The organism is Microbacterium sp. DMC48 (assembly GCF_056313825.1).
Window position 1 is genome coordinate 536,542 of record NZ_JBQUZN010000005.1, and the last position, 19,184, is coordinate 555,725.

A 19,184-nucleotide genomic window follows, 5' to 3' on the forward strand; every position below is an offset into this window, starting at 1 on the left:
CCCGATAACAACCACTACCACGCGGCATCCCGCGACACGAAGATGAGAGCAACCGGTTCCATACTGAGCCGTGAGAAAGTCAGCGAACAGCGCTCGAGGAGGAGCACCGATGGCCGGCATCGCCGAAGTCGCCGCCCACGCCGGCGTATCGAAAGCGACGGCCAGCCGCGCTCTCAGCGGCGCCGGGTACGTGTCGGAAGCGACCAAGTCGCGCGTCCAGGCCGCCGCCGCAGAACTGGGATACGTGCCGTCGGCGGGTGCGGTGGGCCTTGCGACCGGGCGCACCCAGAACATCGGTGTCGTCATGCCGTACGTCAACCGGTGGTTCTTCGCGGAGGTGCTCGAAGGCATCCAGCAGGCGCTGCTGGAACGAGGTCTCGATCTCACGCTCTACGACGCAAAGCCGGGCACCGAGGGCCGTGCCCGCATCTTCGACGATTTCCTCGCACGCAAGAGATTCGACGGCTTGATCGCCGTCGGTCTGGAACCGGTCGATCACGAGTTGGAGCGGCTGACCCGCATCGACCGCCCCATCGTCAGCGTCGTCGGCTCCAGCGAGCTGACGAGCGTCGTCGCGGTCGACGACGACTACGCGGCGCGGCGGGCGACCGAGCACCTGATCGCCCTCGGCCACCGCGACATCGCGTTCGTCGGCGGTGCACCGCAGAGCCACTGGGCCCACGTCGACCAGGAGCGGCTGTCGGGCTACCAGCACGCGATGACCGAAGCCGGGCTGGCGAGCTTCATCCGTCACGCACACTCCGAAGTGACCCTGCCCGGCGGCTACGCCGCTGCGGCGGATCTGCTGAGCGATACGCGCAGACGTCCGACCGCCATCGTCGGGGTGTGCGACGAAGTGGCGATCGGCGCCATCATCGCCGCACGCCGCCTCGGCATCCAGGTGCCGTCCGCGCTCAGCGTCGCGGGCATCGACGATCACGAGTTCGCCGAGATGTTCTCCCTGACCACTCTGCAGCAGGTCCCCCGGGAGCAGGGGCGGGCTGCGGTGAGCGTCTTGCTCGCCGAGATCGCGGAGCCCGGCCGCGCCCGCACCGAGCTGCGCATTCCGGCGCGCCTGATCGTCCGCAGCTCCACCGCAGGCATCGCTCCGGTCGAGAGCGGCGTCTGAACGCAGAGAACGCGGAAGGCCCCCGGGCGAACCCGGGGGCCTTCACTGCAGTTCTTCGAGAAGAGCTGATTACTTCAGGGTCACCGTCGCGCCGGCTTCCTCGAGGGCAGCCTTCGCCTTCTCGGCGGTCTCCTTGTTCGCGCCCTCGAGCACGGCCTTGGGGGCACCGTCGACGACGGCCTTGGCCTCGCCGAGGCCCAGCGAGGTGAGCTCGCGGACCGTCTTGATGACCTGGATCTTCTTGTCGCCAGCAGCCTCGAGGATGACGTCGAAGGAGTCCTTCTCCTCGACCTCTTCCGCGCCGCCCGCGCCACCCGCAGCGCCGGCAACGGCGACGGGGGCAGCAGCGGTGACGTCGAACTTCTCCTCGAACGCCTTCACGAACTCGCTGAGCTCGACGAGGGTCAGGCCGGCAAACTGCTCGAGCAGCTCCTCAGTGGTGAGCTTCGCCATGATGTATCTCCTAGATAGGTGGGGTGTGGGGAAAGAGCTCGCCGGTCGCTTACGCGGCCTCGGCGGTCTCCAGCTTTTCGCGAAGCGCGTCGATGGTGGCCGCAGCCTTGCCCATCGTCGCCTTCATCATGCCCGCCGCCTTCGCCAGCAGAACCTCACGGCTCTCCAGGGACGCGTACTTGTTGATCTCGTCGGCACTCAGGGCGTTGCCCTCGAAGATGCCGCCCTTGATCACCAGAAGCGGGTTGGCCTTGGCGAAGTCACGCAGAGCCTTGGCGGTGGCGACGAAGTCACCGTGCACGAACGCGACGGCCGAGGGACCCTTGAGGTCCTCGTCCAGCGCCGTGATCCCCGCGTTGTTCGCGGCGATCTTGGTCAGCGTGTTCTTCACCACGGCGTAGCTCGCGTCCTGACGGATGCTGTTGCGCAGCTGCTTGAGCTGGGCGACCGTCAGACCGCGGTACTCGGTCAGCAGTACGGCAGTCGAGTCCTCGAAGTTCTTCGTGAGCTCGGCGACCGATGCATCCTTCTGCGCCATGGTCACTCCTTGATGTGAACGTGACACTCCGCGGTGGCGGAGCATCAGCCGTGATCGCGGCTCTCGCGAGCGACGCCCGCAACACAAAAAAGCTCCGGCGCAAGCGCACGGAGCTGAGAATCGGTTTCCCGGAGACTGTCTGTGACACCTGCGCGGGCCCCTGCGATGCAGAGCTTCGTCGGCATCCACCGAAGCGGACGACGAGACCAGCGGTCTTTGGCTCCATCCAGCATACGTGAGCCGCCCACACGCACCAAATCGCCGGTCGCACGGGTGTCGCGTGCGCCGCCGTCGACGGTCGGGGTTAGCCTCGATGACATGACTCCGGAAGCTTTTGCGCGCCTGGCGCCGGAGCTGGCGGAGCGGATCGTCGCCGACTCCCGCGACCGCGTCGGCTGGATGCGGGCACGCTCGCGCGGCATCACCGCCACGGACGTCGCACAGCTGACGAGCCCCGCCGCCATCGCCCGCGCTGCCGATGCCAAGCTCGGAGCAGGCCGCGGCTTCTCCGGCAACGCCTACACCGACCACGGGCGCCGCCGCGAACCGGAGATCGCGGCGTGGGTCGCGGCGACCCACGGCATCCACCCGTCGTCCGCGCTCTTCCACGCCGTCGTGGAGAAGCGCCATCTCGCCACCCCCGACGGCATCACCGTCGACGCGGACGGGCGCGTGATCCTCGCCGAGATCAAGACCACCAACAAGACGTGGAAGTCGATCCCGCGCACGTACCTTCGACAGGTCTGGTGGCAGCAGCACGTGCTGGGCGCGGAGCGCACCCTCGTCGTCTGGGAGGAGCACGACGGATTCGTGCCCGTCGGCGACGAGCCCCGGTGCGCCTGGGTCGATCGCGACGAGCGCGAGATCGGCAACCTCGTGCGCTTGGCGACCGAGCTGATCGACGAGCTCTACCGCCGCACGATGCGGCGCCGGACGGGCGTGGAGACGGCGATGGATGCCGCCGCATCCCGCCCGCGCGAGCCGTACCGCGCTCTGGCTCTGAGCGACTGATCCGGGCGACATCCCCCACGTGGGAATAGTTGACGTAGGTCAACGTTGAACATATAGTTGACCAAGCTCAACCGTTGACTAACGTCAACTACTTCGCCGCTCTCGGCGTCACCTCCGCAACGCAGCACCTTTAGGAAATCCCTCTATGTCAGAAACGCTCGCCGCCGGCACCGCGCCGCGCATGAACCATCGACAGGTCCTCGAAGCCCTGTCGGGGCTGCTGCTGGGCATGTTCGTGTCCATGCTCGCCTCCACGGTCGTCTCCAGCTCCCTGCCCGTCATCATCCACGACCTCGACGGCAACCAGGCCGCCTTCACGTGGGTCGTCACCGCGACCCTGCTCACGACCGCGATCTCCACCCCCGTCTGGGGCAAGCTCGCCGACCTGACGAATCGCAAGGTGCTCTACCAGCTCGCGATCGTGATCTTCGTCCTCGCGACGGCCGCGGCCGGATTCTCGCAGTCGCCGGAGATGCTGATCGCCTTCCGCGCCGTGCAGGGAATCGGCGCCGGCGGCCTCGCGGCCCTCAGCCAGGTGCTCATGGCCGACATCATCAGCCCCCGCGAGCGCGGTCGGTACATGGGCCTGTTCGGCGCGGTCATGGCGCTCGCGACGATCGGCGGCCCGCTGCTGGGCGGTGTCATCACCGACGCGTGGGGCTGGCGCTGGAACTTCTTCGTGTCGCTTCCCGTCGCCGTCGTGGCGCTGGTCCTGGTGCAGGCGACTCTGCACGTGCCCGCACGACCCCGTAAGAAGACGACCATCGACTACCTCGGGATCGTGCTGCTGTCGGCGGCCGTCTCGCTGCTGCTGATCTGGGTCACCAACGCCGGCACGACCACGACCGGCGACTGGTGGGATCTCGGCAACAACGACTGGTGGAGCCTGACCACCGTGCTGATGGTCGGCGGAGCGATCCTCGCGGCCCTGCTGTTCGTGATCGTCGAACTGCGCTCGCGCGAGCCGCTCGTCCCGCTGACGCTGTTCCGCAACCGCACCTTCACCCTGTCGGTCATCGCCTCGATCGCCACCGGCATCGCGATGTTCGGCGCATCGGTCTTCCTCAGCCAGTACATGCAGCTGGCCCGCGGCGCGACGCCCACCGAGGCGGGCCTCATGACCATCCCGATGATCGCCGGCCTGCTGGTCGCCTCCGTCGGCGTGGGAACCCTCGTCACCCGCTACGGCAGGTGGAAGCCCTACCTCATCGTCGGAGCGGTGCTGCTGATCGCCGGGTCGGCGCTGCTGTCGACCATCCACTACGACACGAACTTCGCTCTCGTGTCGGTGTACATGTTCCTGCTGGGCGCCGGCGTCGGCATGACGATGCAGAACCTCGTTCTCGTCGTGCAGAACACCACCCGGCCGGAGGAGATCGGCGTGGCGAGCTCGGGAGTCACCTTCTTCCGCAGCCTCGGCGGCACGATCGGCGTCTCGGTGATGGGCGCCGCTCTCGCGGCACGCGTCGTGGATCTGGTCGCACAGCGCAAGGAGGACATCACCGCCGCGATCATGGGGCTCGGCGACCAGGCCTCGTACTGGGCGCAGCAGCTGCAGACCGGCTCGCTGCCCAAGGTGTCGGCCATGCCCGATACGCTTCGAGTCGTGTTCGAGGACATCTACGCCAACGGCATCTCGCACTCCTTCCTGATCGCGGTGCCCTTCGCGGTGGTCTCGCTCATCGCGATCGCGTTCCTGCCCAACAAGCCGCTCACGACGATGACCACCGTCGAGCGCATGCAGGCCAGCGAGGCCGATCTCGCCACGGTCTCGGTTCCCGAGGCGATGGAGACGCTCACCGCCACCGGCGCCGTGCGCACCGTGCCTGCCGGATCCCGGAACGATGGCTGAGACGACCGAAGACTCCGGTTCCCGCACCGCCGCGGTGCGGGAACTGGAGTCCGAGTTCGGTGAGCTGATCACCCGCTTCCAGCGGGTGATCAGCGAGATCGCGAACCGGGTGAGCCCCGGCCTTCTCCCCGGCGCCTACAAGGTGTTCACGACGATCGCGCGCCGCGACGGCGTGACGCTGTCGTCCCTGTCCGATCTGCTGATGATGGACAAGGGCCAGCTGAGCCGGACCATCCGCGAACTCGAGTCGCTCGGCCTCATCTCCCGTTCCCCCGACCCGGCCGATGGCCGCTCGAGCCTCCTCGCCCCGACGCCGGAGGGTCTTGCCCGTCTCGAGGCGGCCCGCGCGCCCCAGCAGGGACTGCTGCTCGACGCGATCGTGGACTGGCCGCTGGACGACATCAACGCCCTCACCCGGCTGCTGCGGGCGCTCGGCGACAGCGTGACCCGACGCTGACGGAGATGCCGCTCGGCGCCGAGGAGATGAGCCGAGGAGATTAGTCGCCCGGTAGCACTCGCGTAACACGGTCGAGACATCTCCGGGGTTGACTGTCTTCACGGGGGCACCGCGCCGCCGCGGCAGCACGTGCAGCCAACGCCGACACGCACGGGAAGGAGCGACCAGATGGTCTCTCACCGTCTCACCAGATTCCGGCCGCTGCGATCGGCATCCACGAAGGATGCCGCCGGACAGGCCTCCGTTCCCGAGCCCCCGGCGCACATGCGCGCGATCGTCTTCGACGAGCCCGGCGCGGCCGACGTGCTGCGCGAAGACACCGTCCCGGTGCCGACACCGGTGCTGAGCGAACTGCTGGTGCGCGTGATCGCGGCCGGCGTGAATCCGATCGATGCCAAGACCCGCTCCGGCGCCGGCGTGTACGGCGCCCTCTCCGACCAGCCTCACAGTCTCGGCTTCGATTTCAGTGGCGTCGTCGTGTCGACCCCGTACGAGTCGCACCCGCTGCCTCCCGGAACGGAGGTGTTCGGCATGACGGCCTTCCCGCGCTCACCCGGCTCGTACGCCGACTACGCCGTCGTCCCCACCCTCGCCGTCGCCCGCAAACCCGCCGCCCTCTCCCACGTCGAGGCGGCCGCCGTTCCCTTGGCGGCTCTGACGGCATGGGGGCTGGTGGTCGAGACCGCGCACGCCCACGAGGGGCAACGGGTGCTCATCCACGCCGGTGGCGGCGGGGTGGGCCACTTCGCCGTGCAGCTGGCCTCGTACTTCGGCGCGCAGGTGATCGCGACCGGATCGGCCGCCAATCTGCCCTGGCTGCGCGAGCTCGGCGCCTCGGTCGTCATCGACTACGCCTCGACCCGCTTCGAAGACGTCGTCGGAACGGTCGACGTGGTGATCGACCTCATCGGCAACGTCCACGATGACACCGGAACCCGATCGCTGTCGGTCCTGCGTCCCGGCGGACTGTACATCCTCGTGCCGACCGGCGCGTGGCCCGGCTACGCGGATGCCGCGGAGGCGGCCGGTGTGCGGGCCACGTCGTACAAGGTCGTACCCGACGGCAGCGTGCTCGCGACCCTGGCCCGACTGCTCGATTCGGGGGCGATCCGGGTCTTCGTGGATCGCGTCTACGACCTCGCCGAGGCCGAGGCCGCCCATCGCGAGATCGAGCGCGGCCACACGAGGGGAAAGATCGTGCTCTCCGTCAGCGATTGCTGATCCGACCGGAGGGATCCACCGGGGCGAGAACCCGACGACCCTCCGCGACGAGCTCCTCCGCCACGGCATCCAACATCTCGGAGCGCAGATTCCACTGCTGCCAGTACAGCGGCACGCGAATCGGCTCACCCTCCAGCGCGACGAGCGTGCCGTCATCCAGCGCCTGCTGCGACTGCAGCCGCGGCAGCAGCGCCCATCCGAGACCCAGCTGCACCGCCGTGGCGAAGTCGTGCGAGGCCGGCACGCGGTGCCGCGGTGGCGCCGCCGGATCGATGCCGCGTGCGCGCAGCCACCTCGTCTGCAGGTCATCGCGTCGATCGAAGTCGATGAGCGGCGCGTCGCGCAGGCGCGCGGCAGCATCGGGTGCCCCCGTGTCGAGCCACCGATCGCGGAAGGCGGGAGTGGCGACGGCTTCGTAGACCAGCTCGCCGAGGGGAACGACGCGGCATCCGGCGACGGGGTGTGCACGCGAGGTCACCGCGCCCGTCACCGTCCCGGACTCGAGGAGCGCCGCGGTGAAGTCCTGATCGTCGCGGTGCAGGTCGAAGACGACCGGATGCCGCTCGGCGAGCCGGGCCAGCGGTGGCAGGAACCACGTGGAAAGCGAGTCGGCGTTGACGGCGAGCGGCATCCGAACCGGCTCGGCGTCGTGGCCCAGCGCCCGCGCCGCATCGGCTTCCAGCAGCGCGAGCTGACGCGCGTACCGCACGACGGGGTGCGCGGCCTCGGTCGCCTGCACCGGCTTGGTGCGCACGAGCAGGACGCGTCCGAGGATCTCCTCCAGCGCTTTGATGCGCTGGCTGATCGCAGACGGGGTCACGTGCAGGCGGCGGGCGGCGCCGTCGAGAGTGCCCTCGTCGAGCACCGTGACGAGCGTGTGGGCGAGCTCGGCCGGAATCCGGATCATCAGCTCAGCTTATGGTGCTTCAGAATCATGAACTGGGCTTGCGCCGTGTGCCGGTCTACGCTCGCGTGCGTGCTCCCCTCTGCGCTGGCCGGCCTCGGCCTCGGCCTGTCTCTCATCGTCGCCATCGGCACGCAGAACCTGTTCGTGCTGCGCCAGGGGATCCGCCGCCAGCACGTCACCGCGGTGGTGGTCGTCTGTACGGTCTCCGATGCACTGCTGATCGTGCTGGGCGTCTCCGGCGTCGGTGCGCTCCTGCAGACGCTGCCGGGCCTCATCGACGTCGTTCGCTGGGCCGGTGCGCTCTTCCTCGCGGGCTACGCCCTCCTGGCAGCGCGTCGAGCTCTGCGCGGATCACCGACCGGCCTGACGGGCGAGAGCCCGCCATCCGAGGTCTCCCGCCGCGCGGCGGTCGTGCTGACCTGTCTGGCCCTCACCTGGCTCAACCCGCACGTCTATCTCGATACGGTGTTCCTCCTCGGCACGGTCGCCAACACCCACGGGTCGATGCGGTGGGCCTTCGCCGCCGGTGCCGTCACGGCCTCGGTCGCCTGGTTCAGCGCGCTCGGCTTCGGTGCGCACCACCTGGGCCGACGCCTGTCGACACCGCGCGCCTGGCGGGTGCTGGACGGTACGATCGCGATCGTCATGCTGGGACTGGCGATCGGGCTCGTCCTGCCCCGGTGAACACGGCTAGCGCGCGCCGACCGTCCGAAACCCGGCATTGCCCATGGACGAGTCCGGGGTGTTCGAGGAGCGGGCCGCGTTGCGATAGCGGTTGCAGTACGACGCGTGGCAGAGGTAGCTCCCCCCGCGCAGCACCCGCGCGCTCCCCTGCTCCGGGCCGCGCGGATCCTCCCGCGGCGAACGACGGTACGTGTCGGCGGAGAACCAGTCCGCACACCACTCCCAGACGTTGCCCACGGGCTGCCAGAGGCCATACCCGTTCCGGGTGAAGGAACGAACCGGCGCGGTCGCGACCCATCCGTCTTCTGCCGTGTTGACGTTCGGGAAATCGCCCTGCCAGATGTTCGCACGCCACCCACCGTCGTCGACGGCGGCGTCGCCCCACGGATAGGTCGCACCCTCGAGGCCGCCCCGCGCGGCATACTCCCACTCCGCCTCGGTGGGCAGGCGCCGTCCCGCCCACGCACAGTAGGCCTGGGCGTCGTTCCAGCTCACGTGGACCACGGGGTGGTCGTCGAGGCCGTCGACCGAGGAAAGCCGACCCCCGGGGTGCGACCAGTCCGCGCCGCGGACGGCACGCCACCACGGAGTGCCGCCCAGGGGTGCCGACACCTCGTCGTCCGCTGCGGCGACGAGCAGGTGGAACACCGCGGACGAGCCGAACACCTCGGCCTCGGTGCGATACCCCGTCTCCTCGACGAAGCGCGCGAACGCCGCGACGGTGACCGTCGTGGCATCGATCTCGAACGCGGCCAGCTCGACCGCATGTCGCGGCACCTCGCCGTCGAGCGGGTTGCGATCTCCCGAGGCATCCCCCATGACGAAGGTTCCGGCGGGCACGGACACCTGCGCGATCGAATGAGACCCCCTCGTCGGGGCCGCGCGGACGGGCAGCAGAGGCCGTGACGGCACCGCACCGCGGGCCGGCGCCGCGCATCCGCAGCCGCAGCCGGAAGAGGGGTCGTCGGCGGTCGGCACCCCTCGACGCTACCCTCTGAGGCTCGGCGCGGGCAGGATGGACCGATGACACGGGTTCATCTGATCGCCTCGGGCGGCGTGCAGGGCGTCGGCTTCCGCTTCACTCTGCAGGCGGTGGCGACCCGGGCGGGCGCGACGGGATGGGTGCGCAACCGCGCCGACGGCACCGTCGAGGCCGAAGTCGAGGGCCCGCCCGAGGCGGTCGCCGCCGTCGTGGAGTGGGCACGAACGGGACCGCGCGGCGGGTGGGTCGATCAGCTGCGCGTCACGGATCTACCCGAGGAGGGGTCGAACGTCTTCGAGATCCGCCGCGACGGGTGATCGCACGACGACGATGGGGCCCCACCCGAAGGTGGAGCCCCATCGTGACGTCGATCCGAGGATCAGACGAGGGAGTTGACGTCCAGCGGGATGCCGGGACCGAAGGTGGTCGACACGGCGCCCTTCTGGATGTAGCGGCCCTTCGAGCTCGAGGGCTTCAGACGCACGATCTCCTCGACCGCCGCGGTGAAGTTCTCCTCCAGCTGCTCGGCCGTGAACGAGGCCTTGCCGACGACGAAGTGCACGTTGGCGTGCTTGTCGACGCGGAACTCGATCTTGCCGCCCTTGATCTCCTCCACGGCCTTGGCCGGGTTGGGGGTCACGGTGCCGGTCTTGGGGTTCGGCATCAGGCCGCGGGGGCCGAGGACCTTACCGAGTCGACCGACCTGACCCATGAGCTCGGGCGTGGAGACGGCCGCGTCGAACGCGGTCCAGCCGCCGGCGACCTTCTCGATGAGCTCGGCGCCGCCGACCTCGTCCGCGCCCGCGGCGATGGCGGCCTCGGCGGCCGGGCCCGTCGCGAACACGATGACGCGGGCGGTCTTGCCCGTGCCGTGCGGGAGGATGACCGTGCCACGGACCATCTGGTCCGCCTTGCGCGGGTCGACCGCGAGCTTGAGGGCGACCTCGACGGTCGAGTCGAACTTCTTCGACCCCGTCTCCTTCGCGAGCTTCACGGCCTCGGTGGACGTGTAGAACTTGTCGCGGTCGATCTTCGCCGCGGCTGCTTCGTAAACCTTGGACTTAGCCATTGTGCGTTCCCCCTCAGTCCTCGACCGTGATGCCCATGGAGCGGGCGGTGCCGGCGATGATCAGCGAGGCGGCCTCGATGTCGTTCGCGTTCAGGTCGGGCATCTTCGTCTCGGCGATCTGACGGACCTGGTCCTTGGTGAGCTTCGCGACCTTGACGGTGTGCGGGGTCTTGGAGCCCTTCTGCACGCCGGCGGCCTTCTTGATGAGCTCCGCGGCGGGCGGGGTCTTCAGGATGAACGTGAAGCTGCGGTCCTCGTAGACGGTGATCTCCACGGGGATGACGTTGCCGCGCTGCGACTCCGTCGCGGCGTTGTACGCCTTGCAGAACTCCATGATGTTGACGCCATGCTGACCGAGCGCGGGGCCGATCGGCGGCGCCGGGTTGGCGGCACCGGCGTTGATCTGAAGCTTGATCAGGCCGGTCACCTTCTTCTTCGGTGCCATTCTCTTTCCTTCTGTCGAGCGCACGTCGGCCGGAGCCTCGGGGCGCGCTTCCACACGATCGGCGGACCCGAAAGGTGGTGGGGATGTCGCGCGACGCGCGCGCAACCTGATGATTCTACCGGATGCCGCGGCATCCGGTATGGATCACTGCTTGGTGACCTGGTCGAACGACAGCTCGACCGGCGTCTCACGCTCGAAGAGGGAGACGAGCACGGTGAGCTTGCCGCTCTCGGGCTTGATCTCGCTGATCGATCCGGGCAGGCCCGCGAACGAGCCTTCCTTGATCGTGATGGTCTCGCCGATCTCGAAGTCGACCTCGGTGATGACGCTGCGCGCGGGAGCCGACGCCCCCTTGCCGGCGCCGCCCTTGACGGGGGCCGTCTCGGTGACCTGCACGAGCGACTTCAGCATGTTGAAGGCTTCTTCGAACCGCAGCGGCGTCGGGTTGTGCGCGTTGCCGACGAAGCCGGTGACGCCGGGCGTGTGACGCACGACCGACCAGGTGTCTTCGTTGAGCTCCATCCGCACGAGGACGTAGCCCGGGATGCGCACCCGGTTGACCATCTTGCGCTGGCCGTTCTTGATCTCGACGACGTCCTCCATCGGGACCTCGACCTGATAGATGTCCTCTTCGACCTCGAGCGAGTTCTTGCGCTGCTCGATGTTCGCCTTCACCTTGCGCTCGAAGCCCGCGTAGGAGTGGATCACGTACCACTTGCCGGGCAGCGAACGCAGTTCGGCGCGGAAGGCCTCGTAGGGGTCGTCGGGGGTCGCGTCCTCCGCGGCGTCGACGACGTCGCCGGCCTCAGAGACCTCGGCGACGAACTCCTCGTCCAGCGCGGGCGCGTCCGGCTCGCCGTTCACGTCGGGGCCGTCGTACGGCGCGATCTCGTCGGCAGCCTGGGCGGCGGCCTCGGCTTCTTCCTCGGCGAGCGCGTCGGTGAGCACCTCGGCGGCAGCCTCGGCCTCGGCCGCCTCGTCGATCTCGAGTGCGTCGTTCACGATGGCGTCTGCCTCCGGGTCGTCGATGTCGATGTCTTCGTCTTCGCCCTCGACGTCGTCTTCATCGTCGACGACGTGCACGGCGAGGTGCTCTGCAGGCTCCGAGGAGAGCTCCTCGGCGGCGAGGATGTTGCCTTCCTGCGCCTCGTCGTCCTCGCTGGACTGCTCGGCGGCGGTGGCCCAGTCGACGTCGTCGGTGTACTTCTCAGACACGTATGTCCTCTTCCCTCGGGGGTCGTGCGGTGACAGCTCAGGCGTCGGCTGGATCAGCTCGGTGTGCCGAAGACGACCTGCACCACCCAGGTGAAGAGCAAGTCGAGGCTGTAGACGACGGCCATCATCACGACCACGAAGCCGAGGACCACACCGGTGAACTTCAGGAGCTCCTGACGCGTCGGGGTGACGACCTTGCGGAGTTCGCCGAAGACCTGGCGGATGAAGAGCGCGATCCGCTGGAAGAAGTTCAGCTTCTTCTCACGGGGCGTGCCGCCTGCTGCGACGACCTCGCCGTGCGCCTCTTCCTGGACCATGTACCCACCCATGTGACGTGCTCGGACGTGCTCGGACTTGCTTCCCACGCCGGCGTGAACCGGCGCGACCTGCGGTGTCAGCTGATCGCTGACGCGCAGGGCGGACAGGAATCGAACCTGCAACCTGCGGTTTTGGAGACCGCTGCTCTGCCAATTGAGCTACCGCCCTAGAGATCGTGAGATCCCGGGGTGAAGACCGCTTCCCTGCCCGAACGTCACGCGAAGCGCGGGCACGGCGAAAGAATGCAGACTTCAACTGCACTGTCCAGTGTACGTCATGCCATCTGGACGCGCGAACCGTCAGTACTGCTGCACCCCGTAGCGGTCGGGTTCGGGCCCCCTGCGAAAGTCTCGGCCCGACACGGATGCCGCGCGCACCCGGACGTAGTTGTACTTGACGGTGGGGATCCAGGGCCGAAGACCCAGCTCGTCGGCGGCGCGGACCTCGTCGGCGGTCGTGAGCCGCTGCGCGTGCCCGCGGATCACGACGCTCCACGCGTCGGTGTCGCTGTACTCGTCGACCTCGAACAGGACGTCGTCGTTGATCGTCAGCTCGGTCAACTTGCTGCCCTCCGCCGTGCGGAACACCACACTGTCGCCGTCGACGATGTAGTTCACGGGGAAGATGTCCAGCACGGCGCCGACGTGGGTCACCAGGCGCCCGAGTTCTTGTTCGGCGAGCCGCTGCCAGCACTGCCGGTCATCGAGGAAGCTGACCGCATCCGAGGTGTCCATGGCCACATCATTCTCCGCTCGCGACCGGATCGCCAGCCTGCGCGCCGGGCAAAATTCTCGAATAGCCTGGACAGGTCCCCGACGCTCCACACCGAGGTATGACGCTGAACGAGAACGCCGCCGCCCATCAGTTCCAGGTCGATCTGCGCGGGGTCATCGACCTGCTCAGCCGACACATCTACTCCGGTCCCCGGGTGTACCTGCGGGAGCTGCTGCAGAACGCTGTCGACGCGATCAGTGCCCGTCGAGGCATCGACGGCGGGGGCGGGCGTGTGCGGATCACACCCGTCAGCGCGGCATCCGACGAGTTCGTCCTCCGCGACGACGGCGTGGGCCTGACGGCCGCCGAGGTCGCCGACCTGCTCGCCACCGTCGGCCGCAGCTCCAAGCGCGACATCTTCGATCTGCCGCGCGGGGACTACCTCGGGCAGTTCGGCATCGGGATGCTGTCGTGCTTCATGGTCTGCGACACCATCGTCATCCGCTCCCGCAGCGCGGTCACCGGCGAAGCCGTGGAGTGGGTGGGTCACTCCGACGGCACCTTCCGCGTCGGGCCGTGCACGCAGGACATTCCCGTCGGCACCAGCGTGCACCTGTCCCCCCGCGCGGAGACACGGACGCTGGTCGAGACGGCCACGGTGCGCGAGCTGGCGGAGACGTTCGCGGCCTATCTGCCGGTGACGATCGTGGTGGACCTGCCCGCCGGCGGCGAGATGACGATCACGACCGAGCCGCCGTTCCTCGCCGACGACCGCGACGCCCGTCTCGCCTACGGCCGTGACCTCATCGGCGCCGAGCCTCTGGACGCCATCGCGCTGTCGGTGCCGGCCACCCTGACCCGCGGGGTCGCCTACGTGCTGCCCTATGCCCCTCCCCCGACGGGCCGGCAGAGCACGCGGGTATACCTGCACCGGATGCTGCTGACCGAGCGGGCCGACGACATCCTCCCCGACTGGGCGTTCTTCGCTCGGGCCGTGATCGATTCGGAGGGCCTGCACCCCACCGCCAGCCGGGAATCGCTCGTCGATGACGATGCCCTCGAGCAGACGCGGCGAGAGCTCGGCGACGGCATCCGCCGGTGGATCCTCGAACTGGCGCTGCACGACCCGGCACGCCTGGCGCAGTTCGTGGCGATCCACGAGGTGGCGCTGAAGTCGCTCGTGCGCCACGACGACGAGCTCGCCCGCTTCATCGTGCGATGGCTGTCGGTGGAGACCACGCAGGGACGGCTGCGCATCGAAGAGCTGGTGCGGCGCTATCCGCACGTGCGCTACACGGAGACGGTCGACGAGTTCCGTCAGGTCGCGAGCGTCGCCGACACGAGCGGTGTGCTGGTGGACGGCGGCTATGTCTACGACGCCGATCTCGTGCGCCTGCTGCCGAGGCTGTTCCCCGAGATCACCGTCGAGCGTGTCGACGTCGTCGATGAGATCGACCGTCTCGATCTTCCCCCGCTCGACGATCGCGACGCGGCGGTCGTCCTCGAACGGCGCGCGGCGGCGACGCTGGCCGACGTCGAGGTCATCGTGCGCGTGTTCGAGCGCACCGAGCTGCCGGGGCTGTTCGTCTCGGACCCGGCCGTGCTGCGCGCCCTCGACCGGGGACGGGCGCGCAGCGCGGGTGGGACCCTCTGGGGAGGCGTGCTCGACCGCGCCGCCGCGGTCGCCCGGGACGGGGAGCGGTCGGCGGCCTCGGCGTCGCGGCTGTGCCTGAACTGGAACAACGATCTCGTACGCCGGCTCGCGACGACACCCCGCGACACCGGCGAGCGGGTCTTCGCGCTGAGCGTGCGGCTGCTGTACGTGCAGTCGCTGCTGGCCGGACACCACCCCCTCGGCGCGGCGGACCGCGCGCTCATGACCACCTCGCTGTCAGAGCTGCTCGAGCACGCCCTGCGCGCCCAGACCGACGAAGAACAAGGAGAATCATGACGAGCTACGGCACCCGCATCCGCGCCCTCTTCGACGAGATCGACCGCACGCCCTGGGGCCCCGAGGAGCGGGCTCTCGTCGCCGAGGCCGTCGCGCTGGCGCAGGAGAGCGGCGACGAGCGCCTCGAGTACGAGGCACGACTGCGACAGACGTCGAGCGCGAACATGTCGGGCGACACCGACCTCATGCTGACCTCGTTCGCGTGGTGCCTGGCCCACCACGACGCCGACCCCGAGCGCTTTCCCGCCGTGCTCGAGCCCGCGGGCGATCTGCTCTGGCAGTACAAGTGGATGGCCGGAGCGCTGTCCAACTCCCCCGAGTTCGCTCCCGCCCAGATCGCCGCTGTGCTCGATGACATGCACGAGCACTACCGCCGCGCGGGTGTCGGCGAGTCGGGCGTGCTGATGGCGCGCTTCGAAGATGCCTGGTCGGCCGGACGTGTCGAGGAGGCGACCGCACTGCAGCGCACGCTGGAGGCGACGCCGCGCGACGATTACAGCCACTGCGACGCCTGCGTGCGCAGCCAGTTCGCCGGCTTCTTCGCCGAGACGGGGCGGGAAGAGGACGCCATCCGTCTGGTGCAGGAGATGATCGACGGCGGGTTCTCGTGCGGCGAGGAGCCCGAGCACGCCCTCGCCCGCATCCTGCTGCCCTACCTTCGCGCCGGCATGCTCGACCAGGCGCGGGCGGCCCACCTGCGCAGCTACCGGCTCGCGAAGGACAACCCCGCCAACCTCGCCATCATCGCCGACAACGTCGTCTTCTGCGCGGTGACCGGCAACGAGGCCCGCGCTCTGGCGCTGGTGGAGAAGCACCTGCCCTGGCTCGTCCACGACGGGCTGGATGCCGCCGCGCACGAGACCGCTCTCGCGTCCTTCGCCGTCGGCCTGGACGCGGTCGCCGCCGCGGGCCACCCCGACACCCCGGTGCGCGGCTCCGACGCGGAAGACCTCCTCGCATTGTGGGGCCCGCACGATGGAGCGTGGACCGCGTCCGCCCTGGCGAGCCGCGCGTGGGAGCTCGCCGACACGATCGCCGCCGCGTTCGACGCGCGCAACGGCACCGACGCGCATCGACGCGCCCTCGCCCGCCTGCGCGACGCCGCGCGCGAACGCTACGACGTGCCGATCCACTCGCACGAGTTCTCCGCGCGCGCCGCCTCACCGGCTCCGTCTGCACGGACGCCCGCGGAGCGCGTGCAGCACGCGCTGGTGCTGACCGGCGCCGGCTCGAGCGCCGCGATCGACGCGATCCGCGCAGCGCTTCCGGACGCCGTCGGCGAGGACCGCGTCGCACTGAGTTCGCACCTGCTGTCGGCCCTGTGCTCGTACGGACGCACCGAGGAGGCCGCAGCAGAACTGCCGGCCCGTCTCGCGGTGCTCCGAGAGGCGGGCCGCGACGTGCAGGCGGGCCTCGAGGAGCGTCTCGGGCTCGTGCTCTTCGGCGTCGACCTCGTCGAATCGCTGCCGCGGGTGCAGGAGGAGCTCGACGCGCTCGGCGACGAGCACCTCCTCGAGCGCGCCGACCTGCTGTCGACGCTCGCGATCGGCCGGATGTGGGCGGGCGCACACGCCGACGCCGCCGAGCCCGCCCGCGCCGCCGCCGCACTGTTCGCTCAGGCCGGCGACACCCGCCGCGCTCACGGCATGCGCCTGTTGGAGGCCGACGCTGTCTCCGCCGACGGCGACACGGCCCGCGGCGCCGACCTGCTGGACGCGCTGCTCGGCGACCCTGCGCTCGAGGACGGGCGCCGGGTGCGGGTGCTCGCGACCCGCGCCCGTCTGCACGGGGTCGCCGAGGAGTTCACGGAGGGTGCCGCGGCCGCCGACGAGGCGGCGCGGGTCGCGGTGTCGATCGGTGTGGACGACGCGATGGTCTCGGAGATGTTCCTGCTGGCGGCCATGCTGCACGAGGACGACGGCGAGCCCTCGGCCGCCGTGAGCCGCTACCGGGTCGCGGCGGAGCGGCGCGACGCGGTGGGTCTGCCCAGCGTCGACGTGCGCTTCCGCCAGGGCCGCGCGATGCTGGCGGCCGGTTACGCTGCGGAAGCGGTGGACACGCTCAACGACGTGCTGCGCGAAGAGAGCGAGAACGGCGTGGAGCCGGGATCGCGGGCTCTGACCGCGGTGCTGCTCGCTCAGGCGCTGCATGCCGCCGAGGAGTACGGCAACGCGGTCGGCGCCTGGGCCTACGCGGCCGACCTCCGAGAAGAGGCCGAGGACGCCGTCGGACGCGCGTACGCGCTCGTGCAGCAGGGACGCCTGCTCGGTCGCTTCGGGGCCACGGACGACGCCATCGAGGTTCTCACCGAGGCCGTCGATCTCGTCCGCGGCAACGAGGACGAAGTGGGACTGCTCGCCGACGGCCTGCACGTGCTCGCGCAGGCGCACCAGCAGCGCGGCGACGACGAGGCGGTGACGCTCATCGACGAAGCGCTGGAGCTCGGCCGCCGGCACGAGGCGACGTGGTTCGTGGCCGACGTCCTGGACACGCGCGCCCGGCTGCTCGCCGGTCAGGGACAGACCGATGCCGCCGTGGCGACTGCGCTGCAGGCCGCGGACACGTTCGCGGATGCCGGCGACCCGGCATCCGCCGGAGGGTCCGAGCTGTTGGCCGCGCGGGTGCTGCGCGAAGCCGAGCGCGCCGACGACGCCGTCGCGCTCTACCGCGCGGCGTTCGAGCACGCGAGCGACGCGGAGCCGCTGCGGCAGGCCGTCGCGCTCGAGCTCGGCGACCTGCTCGAGGCGCTCGGGCGCCACGGCGAGGCCGCGGACGTCCGCGCGGTGCTGCCGGCCTGAGCCGACCGGCAGCACCGGCGCGTCAGCCGGCGATGCGGATGAGCTTCTTGTTGACGAATTCCTCGGCGGCCAGCAGCCCCATCTCGCGTCCGGTGCCGCTGCGCTTGATGCCGCCGAAGGGAAGCTCGGGCGAGTCGGCGAGGACGATGTTGACGTAGACCATGCCGGCGTCGATGCGATCGGCGATGCGTTCCGCCTGCTCCTCGTCGGTGGTGAAGACGTAGGAGCCCAGACCGAACTCGGTGCCGTTGGCGATCTCGATCGCCTCGTCCTCGCCGCTGACCCGATAGACGACGCCGACGGGTCCGAAGAACTCCTCGCGATACGCGTCCATGTCCGACGTCACACCCGTGATCACCGTGCCGGGGAAGAACGCCCCGTCGCGCGAGCCCCCCGTGACGACCGTCGCGCCCTGCGCGACGGCGCGGTCGACCTGGTCCTGAAGCCGCTCGGCGGCGGCGAGCGAGGAGAGCGGCCCCAGGACAGTGTCCTCGGCGAAGGGATCGCCGACCTTGGCCCCCTCCAGCGCGGCCGCGAACTTCTCGACGAAAGCGTCGTGGAGCTCGTCGGCGACGAGGAAGCGCTTGGCGCCGTTGCAGGACTGTCCGTTGTTGTCCAGGCGCGCATCGACGGCGGCCTGCACCGCCGCGTCGAGGTCGTCGGTCGACAGCAGGATGAACGGGTCGGATCCGCCCAGCTCGAGAACGACCTTCTTGAGGTTGCGCCCGGCGATCTCGGCGACGGCGGCACCGGCGCGCTCGCTGCCGGTCACCGAGACGCCGTGCACACGACGATCGGCGATGACCTCCGCGGCCTGGTCGTTGGTGAGACGGACGTCCACGTACGCGCCGACGGGGAAGCCCGCGTCGGCATAGATCTGGGCGATCGCAGCCGCGGACTGCGGACACTGCGGTGCGTGCTTGAGCAGGATGGTGTTGCCGATCGCCAGGTTCGGCGCCGCGAAGCGGGCGACCTGGTAATAGGGGAAGTTCCACGGCATGATGCCCAGAAGCACGCCCAGCGGCGAGCGGCGGATCACCGCGGTGCCCTCCCCGAGGATGTCGATGGGCCGGTCGCCGGTGATCTCGTCGATGTGATCGGCGTAGAACTCCGTGATGTCGGCCGCGAAGTCGACCTCACCTTCGGCCGCTGCGAGCGGTTTGCCCATCTCCCGCACGATGATCGCGGCCAGCTCGTCGCGGCGCTCGCGATGCAGTTCGGCGACCCGGCGCAGCAGGGCCGCACGCTCCGCCGGCGTGGACGTGCGTCCCCATGCCTGTGCCGCCTCGTGCGCGGCGGCGACGGCGGCCTCGACCTCGTCGGCCGTGAAGTCGGGATAGGTGGCGAGGGTCTGGCCGGTGGCGGGATTCACAACCGCATACGTCATCGTCGTTCTCCGTTTCGTGTCGACTGAGGGTCGGTTCGCGTCAGTGGGGATCG

Annotated in this window: 19 protein-coding genes and 1 tRNA gene; 9 read left to right on the forward strand and 11 right to left on the reverse strand. The window is 69.7% G+C overall.

The features are described 5' to 3' along the window. Positions 1 to 109: 109 nt before the first annotated feature. A complete protein-coding gene (locus tag ACT53O_RS11685) occupies positions 110 to 1,129 on the forward strand; it encodes a LacI family DNA-binding transcriptional regulator (RefSeq protein WP_112930840.1) in 1,020 nt (339 codons plus the stop codon). Positions 1,130 to 1,198: 69 nt separating this feature from the next. On the opposite strand, the gene rplL is transcribed toward ACT53O_RS11685, so the two are convergent. Both rplL and rplJ read right to left on the reverse strand, forming a co-directional pair. Next, complete coding sequence (rplL, locus tag ACT53O_RS11690; RefSeq protein WP_005051460.1) at positions 1,199 to 1,582, reverse strand: 50S ribosomal protein L7/L12; 384 nt, start codon at positions 1,580 to 1,582, stop codon at positions 1,199 to 1,201. Positions 1,583 to 1,631: 49 nt separating this feature from the next. Next, complete coding sequence (gene rplJ / locus ACT53O_RS11695; protein WP_005051470.1) at positions 1,632 to 2,120, reverse strand: 50S ribosomal protein L10; 489 nt, start codon at positions 2,118 to 2,120, stop codon at positions 1,632 to 1,634. Between the two features lie 318 nt (positions 2,121 to 2,438). Between rplJ and ACT53O_RS11700 the strand changes: the two genes are divergently transcribed. The 4 genes from ACT53O_RS11700 (at position 2,439) to ACT53O_RS11715 (ending at position 6,661) form a co-directional block, all read left to right on the forward strand. Continuing rightward, complete coding sequence (locus ACT53O_RS11700; RefSeq protein WP_112930839.1) at positions 2,439 to 3,131, forward strand: YqaJ viral recombinase family protein; 693 nt, start codon at positions 2,439 to 2,441, stop codon at positions 3,129 to 3,131. A 145-nt stretch (positions 3,132 to 3,276) separates the two neighbouring features. Then, positions 3,277 to 4,983, forward strand: a complete 1,707-nt coding sequence (locus ACT53O_RS11705) for an MDR family MFS transporter (RefSeq protein WP_135949476.1) — start codon at positions 3,277 to 3,279, stop codon at positions 4,981 to 4,983. Beyond that, positions 4,976 to 5,440: a MarR family winged helix-turn-helix transcriptional regulator gene (locus ACT53O_RS11710; RefSeq protein WP_036316898.1), complete on the forward strand. Its 465-nt coding sequence runs from the start codon at positions 4,976 to 4,978 to the stop codon at positions 5,438 to 5,440. The genes ACT53O_RS11705 and ACT53O_RS11710 overlap by 8 nt, the downstream gene beginning before the upstream one ends. A gap of 168 nt (positions 5,441 to 5,608) precedes the next feature. Continuing rightward, positions 5,609 to 6,661, forward strand: a complete 1,053-nt coding sequence (locus tag ACT53O_RS11715; RefSeq protein ID WP_294978021.1) for an NADP-dependent oxidoreductase — start codon at positions 5,609 to 5,611, stop codon at positions 6,659 to 6,661. On the opposite strand, the gene ACT53O_RS11720 is transcribed toward ACT53O_RS11715, so the two are convergent. Continuing rightward, positions 6,648 to 7,568: a LysR family transcriptional regulator ArgP gene (locus tag ACT53O_RS11720; RefSeq protein ID WP_476152548.1), complete on the reverse strand. Its 921-nt coding sequence runs from the start codon at positions 7,566 to 7,568 to the stop codon at positions 6,648 to 6,650. The two genes, ACT53O_RS11715 and ACT53O_RS11720, sit on opposite strands and share 14 nt — an antisense overlap. A 27-nt stretch (positions 7,569 to 7,595) precedes the next feature. On the opposite strand from ACT53O_RS11720, the gene ACT53O_RS11725 reads away from it, so the two are divergent. Further along, positions 7,596 to 8,252, forward strand: coding sequence for a LysE/ArgO family amino acid transporter (locus tag ACT53O_RS11725; protein ID WP_347417629.1), 657 nt, complete (start codon positions 7,596 to 7,598; stop codon positions 8,250 to 8,252). A gap of 6 nt (positions 8,253 to 8,258) precedes the next feature. On the opposite strand, the gene ACT53O_RS11730 is transcribed toward ACT53O_RS11725, so the two are convergent. Further along, complete coding sequence (locus ACT53O_RS11730; protein ID WP_476152550.1) at positions 8,259 to 9,230, reverse strand: formylglycine-generating enzyme family protein; 972 nt, start codon at positions 9,228 to 9,230, stop codon at positions 8,259 to 8,261. Between the two features lie 45 nt (positions 9,231 to 9,275). Between ACT53O_RS11730 and ACT53O_RS11735 the strand changes: the two genes are divergently transcribed. Then, positions 9,276 to 9,551: an acylphosphatase gene (locus tag ACT53O_RS11735; RefSeq protein WP_347417630.1), complete on the forward strand. Its 276-nt coding sequence runs from the start codon at positions 9,276 to 9,278 to the stop codon at positions 9,549 to 9,551. A gap of 62 nt (positions 9,552 to 9,613) precedes the next feature. On the opposite strand, the gene rplA is transcribed toward ACT53O_RS11735, so the two are convergent. The 6 genes from rplA to ACT53O_RS11765 form a co-directional block, all read right to left on the reverse strand. Next, positions 9,614 to 10,303, reverse strand: a complete 690-nt coding sequence (rplA, locus tag ACT53O_RS11740; RefSeq protein ID WP_005050012.1) for a 50S ribosomal protein L1 — start codon at positions 10,301 to 10,303, stop codon at positions 9,614 to 9,616. Positions 10,304 to 10,316: 13 nt separating this feature from the next. After that, positions 10,317 to 10,748, reverse strand: coding sequence for a 50S ribosomal protein L11 (gene rplK / locus ACT53O_RS11745; RefSeq protein WP_005050009.1), 432 nt, complete (start codon positions 10,746 to 10,748; stop codon positions 10,317 to 10,319). Positions 10,749 to 10,892: 144 nt separating this feature from the next. Next, positions 10,893 to 11,963: a transcription termination/antitermination protein NusG gene (nusG, locus tag ACT53O_RS11750; protein WP_476152554.1), complete on the reverse strand. Its 1,071-nt coding sequence runs from the start codon at positions 11,961 to 11,963 to the stop codon at positions 10,893 to 10,895. A gap of 53 nt (positions 11,964 to 12,016) precedes the next feature. Beyond that, positions 12,017 to 12,280 (reverse strand): preprotein translocase subunit SecE, encoded by a 264-nt coding sequence (gene secE / locus ACT53O_RS11755; RefSeq protein WP_036316892.1) that lies wholly within the window; start codon positions 12,278 to 12,280, stop codon positions 12,017 to 12,019. A 96-nt stretch (positions 12,281 to 12,376) separates the two neighbouring features. Continuing rightward, positions 12,377 to 12,449, reverse strand: a tRNA-Trp gene (locus tag ACT53O_RS11760). Between the two features lie 131 nt (positions 12,450 to 12,580). Beyond that, positions 12,581 to 13,015, reverse strand: coding sequence for a pyridoxamine 5'-phosphate oxidase family protein (locus ACT53O_RS11765; protein WP_039411433.1), 435 nt, complete (start codon positions 13,013 to 13,015; stop codon positions 12,581 to 12,583). A 98-nt stretch (positions 13,016 to 13,113) separates the two neighbouring features. Between ACT53O_RS11765 and ACT53O_RS11770 the strand changes: the two genes are divergently transcribed. Then, positions 13,114 to 14,946, forward strand: coding sequence for an HSP90 family protein (locus ACT53O_RS11770; protein WP_347417631.1), 1,833 nt, complete (start codon positions 13,114 to 13,116; stop codon positions 14,944 to 14,946). Further along, a complete protein-coding gene (locus ACT53O_RS11775; protein ID WP_347417632.1) occupies positions 14,943 to 17,744 on the forward strand; it encodes a tetratricopeptide repeat protein in 2,802 nt (933 codons plus the stop codon). The genes ACT53O_RS11770 and ACT53O_RS11775 overlap by 4 nt, the downstream gene beginning before the upstream one ends. A gap of 22 nt (positions 17,745 to 17,766) precedes the next feature. Here the strand turns inward: ACT53O_RS11775 and ACT53O_RS11780 are convergent, their stop codons facing one another. After that, the gene (locus tag ACT53O_RS11780) at positions 17,767 to 19,131 is read right to left on the reverse strand and encodes an NAD-dependent succinate-semialdehyde dehydrogenase (protein ID WP_294978033.1); all 1,365 of its coding nucleotides are present in this window, start codon (positions 19,129 to 19,131) and stop codon (positions 17,767 to 17,769) included. Between the last annotated feature and the right edge of the window lie 53 nt (positions 19,132 to 19,184).

What these genes read in the sequence shown, in the direction of transcription:
- ACT53O_RS11685 (WP_112930840.1), top strand. Translation starts at nt 110, where the DNA reads ATGGCCGGCATCGCCGAAGTCGCCGCCCACGCCGGCGTATCGAAAGCG.
- rplL (WP_005051460.1), bottom strand. Translation starts at nt 1,582, where the DNA reads ATGGCGAAGCTCACCACTGAGGAGCTGCTCGAGCAGTTTGCCGGCCTG.
- rplJ (WP_005051470.1), bottom strand. Translation starts at nt 2,120, where the DNA reads ATGGCGCAGAAGGATGCATCGGTCGCCGAGCTCACGAAGAACTTCGAG.
- ACT53O_RS11700 (WP_112930839.1), top strand. Translation starts at nt 2,439, where the DNA reads ATGACTCCGGAAGCTTTTGCGCGCCTGGCGCCGGAGCTGGCGGAGCGG.
- ACT53O_RS11705 (WP_135949476.1), top strand. Translation starts at nt 3,277, where the DNA reads ATGTCAGAAACGCTCGCCGCCGGCACCGCGCCGCGCATGAACCATCGA.
- ACT53O_RS11710 (WP_036316898.1), top strand. Translation starts at nt 4,976, where the DNA reads ATGGCTGAGACGACCGAAGACTCCGGTTCCCGCACCGCCGCGGTGCGG.
- ACT53O_RS11715 (WP_294978021.1), top strand. Translation starts at nt 5,609, where the DNA reads ATGGTCTCTCACCGTCTCACCAGATTCCGGCCGCTGCGATCGGCATCC.
- ACT53O_RS11720 (WP_476152548.1), bottom strand. Translation starts at nt 7,568, where the DNA reads ATGATCCGGATTCCGGCCGAGCTCGCCCACACGCTCGTCACGGTGCTC.
- ACT53O_RS11725 (WP_347417629.1), top strand. Translation starts at nt 7,596, where the DNA reads ATGAACTGGGCTTGCGCCGTGTGCCGGTCTACGCTCGCGTGCGTGCTC.
- ACT53O_RS11735 (WP_347417630.1), top strand. Translation starts at nt 9,276, where the DNA reads ATGACACGGGTTCATCTGATCGCCTCGGGCGGCGTGCAGGGCGTCGGC.
- rplA (WP_005050012.1), bottom strand. Translation starts at nt 10,303, where the DNA reads ATGGCTAAGTCCAAGGTTTACGAAGCAGCCGCGGCGAAGATCGACCGC.
- rplK (WP_005050009.1), bottom strand. Translation starts at nt 10,748, where the DNA reads ATGGCACCGAAGAAGAAGGTGACCGGCCTGATCAAGCTTCAGATCAAC.
- secE (WP_036316892.1), bottom strand. Translation starts at nt 12,280, where the DNA reads ATGGTCCAGGAAGAGGCGCACGGCGAGGTCGTCGCAGCAGGCGGCACG.
- ACT53O_RS11765 (WP_039411433.1), bottom strand. Translation starts at nt 13,015, where the DNA reads ATGGACACCTCGGATGCGGTCAGCTTCCTCGATGACCGGCAGTGCTGG.
- ACT53O_RS11770 (WP_347417631.1), top strand. Translation starts at nt 13,114, where the DNA reads ATGACGCTGAACGAGAACGCCGCCGCCCATCAGTTCCAGGTCGATCTG.
- ACT53O_RS11775 (WP_347417632.1), top strand. Translation starts at nt 14,943, where the DNA reads ATGACGAGCTACGGCACCCGCATCCGCGCCCTCTTCGACGAGATCGAC.
- ACT53O_RS11780 (WP_294978033.1), bottom strand. Translation starts at nt 19,131, where the DNA reads ATGACGTATGCGGTTGTGAATCCCGCCACCGGCCAGACCCTCGCCACC.